Source organism: Sphingobium estronivorans, from assembly GCF_008692605.1.
In the GTDB taxonomy this organism is placed as follows: domain Bacteria; phylum Pseudomonadota; class Alphaproteobacteria; order Sphingomonadales; family Sphingomonadaceae; genus Sphingobium; species Sphingobium estronivorans.
In genome coordinates, this window is sequence record NZ_LFCT01000056.1 from 1 (window position 1) to 2091 (window position 2091).

At 61.8% G+C, this 2091-nt stretch carries 3 protein-coding genes; all 3 read right to left on the minus strand.

Features of this window, described 5'->3' with window-relative positions; translation table 11 throughout:
• Positions 1-170, minus strand: a 170-nt coding sequence (locus tag F7P65_RS22580; RefSeq protein WP_420853336.1) for an IS1096 element passenger TnpR family protein, incomplete at its 3' end; no start/stop codon positions are given.
• Complete coding sequence (tnpC, locus tag F7P65_RS21755) at positions 125-1720, minus strand: IS66 family transposase (RefSeq protein WP_150295624.1); 1596 nt, start codon at positions 1718-1720, stop codon at positions 125-127. The genes F7P65_RS22580 and tnpC, both read right to left, overlap by 46 nt.
• Positions 1721-1787: 67 nt before the next feature.
• A partial coding sequence (gene tnpB, locus F7P65_RS21760; RefSeq protein ID WP_150295626.1) for an IS66 family insertion sequence element accessory protein TnpB occupies positions 1788-2091 on the minus strand: 304 nt, incomplete at its 5' end.

Sequence of the window (2091 nt, forward strand, 5' to 3'; positions counted from 1 at the left end):
AAGGCGGTCTGGATGACGGTGTGCAAGCGGTCGAGCCGGATATTGAGGGGGACCTCCAGCGTCCGACTGACGGCTGGCGTGACATCGTCCAGCGTAATCTTCATCCGCACGACAGTGCCGTTGCTCACGCAGCCTTCTCCAGATCGTTGGTCAGCCTTGCTGCCTGCCATCTCCAGGGCAAAAAGTCATCGATCCGATTGATTGGGTGGCTGCCGATGCGCTCGATGACGTCAGTGAACCACGCCTCGGGTTCGACGCCGTTGAGGCGGCATGTGCCGGCCAGGGCGTAGAAGAGCGCCGCCGCTTCTCCACCTTTCATAGAGCCGACGAACATCCAGTTCCGACGTCCAAGAGCCACGCCACGCAGGGCATTTTCCACCAGATTGTTGCTGATCTCGAGCCGACCATCATCGCAGTAGCGGATCATGGCCTGCCAGCGGTTGAGCGGATAACGACACGCACGCGCCAGATTGCTGTCGGAAGACAGGCCACGGTTCTGTGTTTCGAGCCAGACGCGCAGAGCCTCCAGCTTCGGCACCGCCTTGATCTGGCGGATGCGTCTCCGTTCATCGGGTGGCGTGCCCTTGATATCGCGCTCGATGGCGAAGATTTCGGCGATCCGCACGACCGCCTCCGCCGCGATCGGCGACGGGCTCTTTTCCAGTATGTCGGTAAATTTCCTGCGACTGTGAGCCCAACATCCCACTTCGACGATATCCCTGGGCGCCTTGGTTTTAGGGTCGCGGTAAAGCGCGTTATAGCCCGCAAAACCGTCCGCCTGGAGATACCCCTGATAGCCGGCGAGATGTTCTGCCGGATGCGCTCCGCCACGATCTGCGCTGAAGCGGAAGGCCACCGCAGGCGGACTCATGTCACCGCTTGAACGGTCATCGCGCAGATATACCCAGAAGTGCCCGGTCCGACTGCCGTCGCCATTGCCCAGCAGCGCGACCGGCGTGTCGTCACCGTGGATCTTGGCGGCTTCCCGGATATAGGCGAACAGCCGCTCGCCCAGTGGCGCCAACAACCATGCCAGTTTCCGTGCCCAGCGGCTCATCACATCCCGATCGATATGCAGCCCCACGCGGCGGAAGATCACCGACTGCCGGTGCCAGGGCTGATGATCGACAAAGCGGCTGACGACGAGGTGGGCCAGCAAAGCGCTGCTTGCCATCACCTTGGGCAGCGGCAGATCGACAGCGGGCGCCTGACGGATTTGTTCGCAGGATCGGCACGCCAGCCTGGGCCGGAAATGGCGGATAACCCGGAAGCGTGCCGGGACATAGTCGAGAACCTCAGTTACGGCCTCGTCGATCTGCACGGTCTGGCCGTTACAGCCAGCGCCGCACGGACCGGGCTGATGATCGACCGTCTGACGCGGGAAGTGCGCAGGAAGCGGAACGCGGCTGCCGGGTTTGCGAGCCGATTTCGTTACAGGCGCCGCCGGCACCTCATCGTTGGCGGGTTCCGGTGCCTCGACCTCCTCGAACATCAGCCGCAACTGGACGATATCCATTTTCTCGGAACTGCGGCCGAACTGGACGCGCAGCAGCCGCGCAACGCGATGCTCGAGTTTTTCGATCCGCAAGGTCTGAGCTTTTACGGTGGCTTCCGCAGCCCTCAGTTCGGCCCGTTCCTGCTCCATGACATCGGCCATCTCCAGCAGCATTTTCTGCAGGAGGACCGGGTCTGTGGGAAGGCGATCAAGGGCGAACCGCATGCCGCTGATGATAGCGCAAGCCCACGGTAAAACCTACATAAAATGGCGGTTTTCCTAATCTTTTTGACTATGCGAGGCTGGGCGTGACGACCTCGTCATGGATAATCGCCTGCTTCCAGTTCAGCCCTTCGACGAGCATCGCAAGCTGGGCTGCGGACAGCCGGAGCGCGCCCTCATGGGCACGGGGCCACACGAACTTTCCACGCTCGAGACGCTTCGCGTACATGCATAGCCCGGAGCCGTCCCAGACCAGGGCCTTCAGCCTGTCGCCCCTTTTTCCGCGGAACAGGAAGACCGCCCCAGAAAATGGATCAAGCTGAAGGATATTGCGCACCTGCGCCGACAACCCGTCAAATCCCTTGCGCATGTCG